5 protein-coding genes and 1 pseudogene are annotated in these 8264 nt (G+C 73.4%); 3 read left to right on the plus strand and 3 right to left on the minus strand.

Going from position 1 to position 8264, the window contains the following annotated elements:
• Nucleotides 1-272: 272 nt before the first annotated feature.
• Nucleotides 273-500 carry a DUF7455 domain-containing protein gene (locus C6N75_RS13190; protein ID WP_105869076.1) on the minus strand — a complete coding sequence of 76 codons (228 nt, stop codon included), beginning with the start codon at nt 498-500 and terminating at the stop codon, nt 273-275.
• A gap of 431 nt (nt 501-931) precedes the next feature.
• Between C6N75_RS13190 and C6N75_RS13195 the strand changes: the two genes are divergently transcribed.
• From C6N75_RS13195 to C6N75_RS13205, 3 genes and pseudogenes are all read left to right on the plus strand, one after another.
• Nucleotides 932-3058, plus strand: a complete 2127-nt coding sequence (locus C6N75_RS13195) for a DNA gyrase/topoisomerase IV subunit B (protein ID WP_105869077.1) — start codon at nt 932-934, stop codon at nt 3056-3058.
• A 181-nt stretch (nt 3059-3239) separates the two neighbouring features.
• Nucleotides 3240-3674: pseudogene (locus tag C6N75_RS13200) on the plus strand (DUF485 domain-containing protein); the annotation flags it as partial.
• Nucleotides 3675-4006: 332 nt separating this feature from the next.
• A complete protein-coding gene (locus C6N75_RS13205; protein WP_105869078.1) occupies nt 4007-5602 on the plus strand; it encodes a solute symporter family protein in 1596 nt (531 codons plus the stop codon).
• A gap of 43 nt (nt 5603-5645) precedes the next feature.
• On the opposite strand, the gene C6N75_RS13210 is transcribed toward C6N75_RS13205, so the two are convergent.
• Together C6N75_RS13210 and C6N75_RS13215 are read right to left on the minus strand one after the other, a co-directional pair.
• Complete coding sequence (locus C6N75_RS13210) at nt 5646-6326, minus strand: DUF7342 family protein (RefSeq protein ID WP_105869079.1); 681 nt, start codon at nt 6324-6326, stop codon at nt 5646-5648.
• Nucleotides 6323-8080, minus strand: a complete 1758-nt coding sequence (locus C6N75_RS13215; RefSeq protein ID WP_105869080.1) for an ATP-binding protein — start codon at nt 8078-8080, stop codon at nt 6323-6325. The genes C6N75_RS13210 and C6N75_RS13215 overlap by 4 nt, the downstream gene beginning before the upstream one ends.
• Between the last annotated feature and the right edge of the window lie 184 nt (nt 8081-8264).

Consider the following 8264-nt stretch of genomic DNA (forward strand, 5'->3'; position numbering starts at 1 on the left):
GGCTGCCAGGGGGCTTGGGGGGCCATCTGTCGCCCGAAGACGGAGCCGGGGCCCAGCGGAGCGGGCCCGCGTCCGCGCACCCCTCCCGATGCCCTCAGAGCGCCACAGGGCCGCGCAGGCTGCCTTGGGCCGGCCGCGCACCGTGTGCGCTGGGCGCGGCGCTCAGCGCCCGTGAAAAGGACCGGTACGAGAACGGGCGACCGCCTCCGGTGGGAGGTGGTCGCCCGTCGGCCGGTCGGGACCGGCCCCTGGCTCGTCGGGGATGCGACTTGTCAGCGCTCCTCTTCCGGTGCGCCCGGAACGGCGGTGAGCCGGTCCGTCTCATCCTGTATTTCCGCGGCGATCTTCTTGAGTTCCGGCTCGAACTTGCGCCCGTGGTGGGCACAGAAGAGCAGCTCACCACCGCTGGTCAGCACGACGCGCAGATAAGCCTGGGCGCCGCAGCGGTCGCAGCGGTCGGCGGCCGTCAGCGGGCTCGCGGGGGTCAGAACAGTAGTCACGTCGCCTCTTCTCTAGCTCGACGAGCTGTCGTACCAGGGTCAACATCCAACCAGGCCGAAAACGTTCCCGCTCGCGGCTTTTCCTCGAAAGTTTCCCTCCGAGACGGTCGGCTGCCGACGGTTGGCGGCGAATGAGCCGTATTGCTGTGCTCTACGGGTTTCGCGTTGCTGGGGTCTTACGCCCTCCGGCGGTTGCCGGTTGTGCAAGAGGACGTGCCCGGAGCCTAAATGGTTCATGCCTCGAAGGGAACGTGATGTCCACGTCACCCCCTCGAGCGATCGAACAGGCATGCGAGCGTGGACTAGCATGACGGATGCCGGTGGGTGGCGTGACAACGGCTCTACCTGGGCTCGGTACGCTCTGACCCGGTGACAGCCGCCGAGCCGTACCCACCGAAGCCCCATCCCAAATTCAGCGAGGAGCGAACCGCGTGACCGCCGAGACGTCCGTGCCGTCCAGTGCGCTGCTGACCGCAGACCGTGACGGTTCCAACTACACCGCGCGGCACCTGCTCGTCCTCGAAGGGCTGGAGGCGGTCCGCAAGCGACCCGGTATGTACATCGGGTCCACCGACAGCCGCGGCCTGATGCACTGCCTCTGGGAGATCATCGACAACTCGGTGGACGAGGCCCTGGGCGGCTACTGCGACCGGATCGAGGTGCTGCTGCACGGCGACGGCTCGGTCGAGGTCCGCGACAACGGCCGCGGCATCCCGGTCGACGTCGAGCCCAAGACCGGGCTCTCCGGCGTCGAGGTCGTGATGACCAAGCTGCACGCCGGCGGCAAGTTCGGCGGCGGCTCCTACGCGGCCTCCGGCGGCCTGCACGGCGTCGGCGCCTCCGTAGTCAACGCACTCTCCGCCCGCCTGGACGTCGAGGTGGACCGCAACAGCGCCACGCACAGCATCAGCTTCCGGCGCGGCGTGCCCGGCATCTTCACCGAGCCCGGCCCGGACGCCCCCTTCGACCCGGGGAACGGCCTGGTCAAGGGCAAGCGGGTGCGCAAGGACCGCACCGGCACCCGGGTGCGCTACTGGGCGGACCGGCAGATCTTCCTCAAGGACGCCAAGCTCTCCCTGGACCACCTGCACCAGCGCGCCCGCCAGACCGCCTTCCTGGTGCCCGGCCTGACCATCGTGGTGCGCGACGAGCGAGGCCTCGAAAACGCGGAGAGCGCCGAGGCCACCGAGGAGACGTTCCGCTTCGACGGCGGCATCAGCGAGTTCTGCGAGTACCTGGCGCAGGACAAGCCGGTCTGCGACGTGCTGCGGCTCAGCGGACAGGGCACCTTCAAGGAGACCGTCCCCGTCCTGGACGACCGCGGCCACATGACCCCCACCGAGGTCACCCGCGAGCTGGGCGTCGACGTGGCGCTGCGCTGGGGCACCGGCTACGACGCCACCGTCAAGTCCTTCGTGAACATCATCGCCACCCCCAAGGGCGGCACCCACGTCACCGGCTTCGAGCGGGCCGTCACCCGCACGGTCAACGAGGTGCTGCGCTCGGCCAAGCTGCTGCGGGTCGCCGAGGACGACATCGTCAAGGACGACGCCCTGGAGGGGCTGACCGCCGTGGTCACCGTCCGCCTCGCCGAGCCGCAGTTCGAGGGCCAGACCAAGGAGGTGCTCGGCACCTCCGCGGCCAACCGCATCGTCGCCAACGTCGTGGCCAAGGAGCTGAAGGACTTCCTCACCTCCACCAAGCGGGACGCCAAGGCGCAGGCCCGGGCCGTGCTGGACAAGGCCGTGGCCGCCGCCCGCACCCGGATCGCGGCCCGCCAGCACAAGGAGGCGCAGCGCCGCAAGACCGCGCTGGAGTCCTCCTCGCTGCCCGCCAAGCTGGCCGACTGCCGCAGCGACGACGTCGAGCGCAGCGAGCTGTTCATCGTGGAGGGTGACTCGGCCCTCGGCACCGCCAAGCTCGCCCGCAACAGCGAGTTCCAGGCGCTGCTGCCCATCCGCGGCAAGATCCTCAACGTCCAGAAGTCCTCCGTCTCGGACATGCTGAAGAACGCCGAGTGCGGGGCGATCATCCAGGTCATAGGAGCGGGCTCGGGCCGCACCTTCGACATCGACGCGGCCCGCTACGGCAAGATCGTGCTGCTCGTCGACGCCGACGTGGACGGCGCGCACATCCGCTGCCTGCTGCTCACCCTCTTCCAGCGCTACATGCGCCCGATGGTGGAGGCGGGCCGGGTCTTCGCCGCCGTGCCGCCGCTGCACCGGATCGAGCTGGTCCAGCCCAAGCGCGGCCAGGACAAGTACGTGTACACCTACTCCGACAACGAGCTGCGGCAGACGCTGCTGGAGTTCGAGCGCAAGGGCGTCCGCTACAAGGACTCCATCCAGCGCTACAAGGGCCTCGGCGAGATGGACGCCGACCAGCTCGCGGAGACCACGATGGACCCGCGCCACCGCACCCTGCGCCGGATCAACATCGGTGACCTGGAGGCGTCCGAGCACGTCTTCGACCTGCTGATGGGCAACGAGGTCGCCCCCCGCAAGGAGTTCATCACCAGCTCCGCGGCGACGATGGACCGCTCGCGGATCGACGCCTGAGCGAGCCCGCGACGCGGCGCCACCGGCCCGGAACCGCCGACGCGGTCGCGGGCCGGACCGGTTCCCGGGCACCGGTCACCTGATGGGGTGAACACTGCCCGGACCCGGGGCCGGGAGCGTCCCGGTCTGTCCATCCTTGTGCACGCGGCCGAAACGGTTCGCTGACAAGGAGAGTTGACCGGTGATCGATGACCCGTGGTACGACGCGCTGGCCTCCGGATGGGGGGAGCCGGCCGCCGCCGGCGCACCGGCGGCCCCGGGCGCCCGCCGGGAGCAGGCGGCGGCCCCGCCGGACGCCTCCCGCAGCGCCGCCGACATCTACCTGGAGGTGCACCGCAGCGCCGCCTTCCAGGAGGTCCGCCGCCGCTACCGCCGGTTCGTCGTCCCGGCCACCGCCGCGTTCCTCCTCTGGTACCTCGGCTACCTGGTCGCGGCCACGGCCGCGCCCGGGCTGATGTCCCGGCCGGTCGCCGGCGCGATCAACGTCGCCATGCTCGCCGGACTCGGGCAGTTCCTCACCACGTTCCTGCTGACCTGGGCGTATGTCCGCCACGCCCGCCGCCACCGGGACCGGGCCGCGCTGGACCTGCGCTGGACGGTCTTCGACCAGGGCCGGGCAGCCGCCGCCGGGCAGCCCTCGGAGACCCGACCGGCGTCGCACCCGGTCCCCGAGACGACCACGGCGCCCGCGTCCGTGACCCCGACGCCCGCACCCGTAGCCCCGACCCCTGATCCCGGAGTCCCGAGGCCCGCACCCGTAGCCCTGACGCCTGATCCGGGCGTCCGGACACCCGTCCCCGTGCCGCCGCCTGCCGTGCCCGTGTCACCGCCGCCCGCTCCCGTGGCTTCGCGGCGCGCCTCCGTGCCCGCGCGGCCGGAACCCGCCGCGCGGGCCGCCGTGGAGCCCGCCGGGCCGGCGCCGATGGCCACCATCCGGGAGGCCGGCCGATGACCGGCGACCACCAGACCCTGGCGCTGGTCCTGTTCAGCGTCTTCATCGCGGTCACCCTGGGCATCACCACCTGGGTCAGCCGCAGCCGGCACGGCTCCGCCGAGGAGTTCTACGCCGGCGGGCGGCTCTTCTCGCCGATGGAGAACGGCTTCGCCATCGCCGGCGACTACATGTCCGCCGCGTCCTTCCTCGGCATCTCCGGGCTGATCGCCCTCTTCGGCTACGACGGCATGCTCTACTCGGTCGGCTTCCTCGTGGCCTGGCTGGTGGTGCTGCTGCTGGTCGCCGAACTCGTCCGCAACTGCGGTCGCTTCACCCTCGCCGACGTGGTCGCCGCCCGGATGCGGGAACGCCCGGTGCGGATCGCCGCCGGCACCTCCTCCGTCACCGTCTCGGTCCTCTACCTGGTGGCCCAGATGGTCGGCGCCGGCAGCCTCGTCGCCCTGCTGCTCGGCGGCACCAGCGAGGCCGCCCGCACCTGGACGGTGATCGGCGTCGGCGCGCTGATGGTCGTCTACGTCTCCTGGGGCGGGATGCGGGCCACCACCTGGATCCAGATCGTCAAGGCCGTGCTGCTGATGGCCGGTGCGATCGCGCTCACCGTCCTCGTGCTGGTCCGCTTCCACGGCGACATCGGCCTGCTGCTCACCACCGCCGCCGAACGCAGCGGCCACGGGGCGTCGTTCCTCGGCCCCGGGCTGCGCTACGGCGGCGACTGGACGGCCCGCCTGGACTTCGTCAGCCTCGGACTCGCGCTGGTGCTGGGCACCGCCGGGCTGCCGCACATCCTGTCCCGGTTCTACACGGTGCCCACCGCGCGGGCCGCCCGCCGCTCGGTCGTCTGGTCCATCGGCCTGATCGGCGCCTTCTACCTGATGACCATCGTGCTCGGCTTCGGAGCGGCCGCCCTGGTCGGCACCGACGAGGTCCGCGCCTCCAACGCGGCCGGCAACACCGCCGTACCGCTGCTGGCCCTGGACCTCGGCGGAGGCGCCGGTTCCACCGGGGGAGCGGTGCTGTTCGCGGTGGTCGCCGCGGTCGCCTTCGCCACCATCCTGGCCGTGGTCGCCGGCATCACCCTGGCCTCCTCGGCGGCCGTCGCCCACGACCTGTACGCCTCGGTGCGCCGCGCCCCCGGCAAGCGCCGCCCCAGCGAGGTCACGGTGGCCCGGGTCGCCGCCGCCCTGGTCGGGGCGGTCGCCATCGGCCTCGGACTGCTGGCCCGGGACCTGAACGTCGCCTTCCTGGTCGGCCTGGCCTTCGCGGTCGCCGCCTCGGCCAATCTGCCGGTGCTGCTCTACTCGCTGTTCTGGCGGCGCTTCACCACCCGCGGCGCGGTCTGGTCGGTCTACGGCGGGCTGGTGCCGGCCGTGCTGCTGGTGGTGTTCTCACCGGTGGTCTCCGGCGCCCCCGGGTCGCTCTTCCCGGGCGTCGACTTCCACGTCTTCCCGCTGGAGAACCCGGGCATCGTCTCCGTACCGCTCGGCTTCCTGGCCGGCTGGCTGGGCACGGTCCTGGCGCCCGAGCCGCCCGACGAGCAGCGGCACGCCGAGACCGAGGTCCGGGCGCTCACCGGGGCCGGGGCGGTCTGAGCGGTACGAGGAGCCCGTGGGGGAGCGGGGCGGCCGGGCCCGGTCAGCCGGGTGCCGTCCAGGCGTAGCGGTGCTCGGGGCGCCCGGTCTCGCCGTAGCGCAGGGAGAGCACCACCCGGCCGGCCCGCTCCAGCAGCTTGAGGTAGCGCTGGGCGGTCTGCCGGCTCATCCCGGCCCGCTCGGCGATCGCCTGGGCGGAGAGCGGCTCCTCGGCGCTCAGCAGCACCCGGCGGACCACCTCGGCGGTGGTCGGCGAGTGGCCCTTGGGCAGGTCGGGCTCGCCGGTACGCGCCGACAGGGCCCCGAAGATGCGGTCCACCTCGGCCTGCTCGGCTTCGCCGCCGCCGTCGACGGTCCGGCGCAGCTCGGCGTACGCCGCCAGCTTGGGCCGCAGGCCCGCGAGGGAGAACGGCTTCACCAGGTACTGCAACGCGCCGTGGCGCTGGGCCGCCCGCACGGTGGCCAGGTCCCGGGCCGCCGTCACCATGATCACGTCGGCGTGGTGGCCGCGGTCGCGCAGCTCCCGGACCACGCCGAGTCCGTCGCCGTCCGGCAGGTAGTGGTCCAGCAGGACCAGGTCCACCGGCTGCTCGGCGACCCGGGCCAGCGCCTCGGCTGCCGAATGGGCCACGGCGGCGACGGCGAAGCCGGGCACCTTCGCCACATAGGCGGCGTTCACCGCGGCGACCCGGACGTCGTCGTCCACCACCAGCACCCGGATCACCGCGCACCTCCCGGGGCCGGGGCGGACGGCTCGCACCGGGCGGGCGGATCCGAGGGGGCCCGCTCGTCGGAATCTGCATCGGCATCGGAACCGGCGGCGGTGAGCGCCTCGGGGAGGGCGACGGTGAACTCCGCGCCGCCCGCCGCGGCCTCGGCCACCGCGGCCGTGCCGCCCTGGCGCTCCGCGAGCCGGCGCACCAGGGCCAGCCCGAGGCCGCGCCGGCCGCCGTGCGCCGGGCGGTCCTTGGTGGACCAGCCCTCGGTGAACACCAGCTCCCGGCGGTCGGCGGGCACACCCGGGCCGCTATCCGCCACCCGCAGCAGCGCGGTGCGGCCCTCGGCGCGCAACTCGACCTCCACGGTGGCCTCCGGCGTACCGGCGGCCGCGTCCACCGCGTTGTCCACCAGGTTCCCGACCACCGTCACCAGCTCGCGGGGCTCCACCAGCCGGTCCGGCAGCAGGGTGCAGGGCGCGATCCGCAGCGAGACGCCGCGCTCGGCCGCCACCGTCGCCTTGCCCACCAGCAGCGCGGCCAGCAGCGGGTCGCGCACCTTCTCGGTGACCTGCTCGGCGGTCGCCCGGTGCACGCCCGCCACCTCGGTGACGAACTCCACCGCCTCTCCGTACATCTCCAGCTCCAGCAGCCCCAGCAGGGTGTGCATGCGGTTGGCGTGCTCATGGTCCTGGGCGCGGAGCGCGTCGATCAGGCCGCGGGTGGCGTCCAGCTCACGGCCCAGCTTCTCCAGCTCGGTGCGGTCGCGCAGGGTGGCCACCGCGCCCCCGTCGTCGGTCGGCATCCGGTTGACGATCAGCACCCGCTGCCCGCGCACCGCCACCAGGTCCTCGCCGGTGACCCGGCCGGCCAGCACGTCCGTCGTCCGGCCCGCGCCCAGCGCCTCCTCCAGCGGCCGCCCGGTGTGCCCGGGACCCAGGCCCAGCAGCCGCTGCGCCTCGTCGTTGAGCAACCGGATGCTGCCGGTCCGGTCGAGCGCCAGCACCCCCTCGCGGATGCCGTGCAGCATCGCCTCGCGTTCCGCGAGCAGCGCGGCGATGTCGGAGAAGGCCAGGTCATGAGTCTGCCGCTGGAGCCGCCTGGAGATCAGGTAGGCGGCCAGCGCGCCGACGGCCAGCGCCCCGCCCGCGTACGCGAGCAGCCCGGGGATCGCCGACAGCAGCCGGGCGCGGACGCTGTCGTACTCGATGCCGACCGACACCGCCCCCACGATGTCCCCCCGCTCGTCCCGCAGCGGCACCTTTCCGCGCGCGGAGCGGCCGAGGGTGCCGCTGTCGATCTCCATCAGGTCCCGGCCGGCCAGCGCGGCGCTGGGGTCGGTGGAGACGGTCCGGCCGATCTGAGCGGGGTCGGTGTGCGACCAGCGCACCCCCTGGCGGTCCATGACCACCACGTACTCCGCGCCGGTCTCGCGGCGGATGCGGTCGGCCTCGGCCTGCACGGGGCCGTCCGGGCTCGGCCGGGAGGCGGTCAGGTCCGCCGCCAGCTCGGCCGACGCGGTGGTCTCGGCGATGGCCAGCGCCCGCCGCATCGCCTGGTCGTCCAACTGGGCGCTGAGGGGCGCCAGGAACAGACCGGTGGCCAGCACCGTCACCCCGAGGACGATCAGCAACTGCATCAGCAGCACCTGCGAGAACACCCGCCGCGGCCAGCCGAACCGGCGCGGCCGGCGCGGGTCAGCCGGCCGCCCGGCGTCGGCCGCGCCGACCGGGGCGGTGGACGGGCTGGATGTCGGGCGCATGCACGGAACCGTACGGGGCGGCGTGCGCACGGCGAAATGTCCAGGTGAGGAGGTGTCCGCGCCGGCGGACGCGGGAGTGAGCCGCTGGCCGGGTCAGCGAATGTCCTGGTGGGGGCCGGGCCGCCTATCCTGGCCCGGCCGACGGGGCGGCCTCGCGTCCCGCCCCCTCACCCCACTCCTACCC

It is taken from the genome of Streptomyces solincola (assembly GCF_002982015.1).
Lineage (GTDB): Bacteria > Actinomycetota > Actinomycetes > Streptomycetales > Streptomycetaceae > Streptomyces > Streptomyces solincola.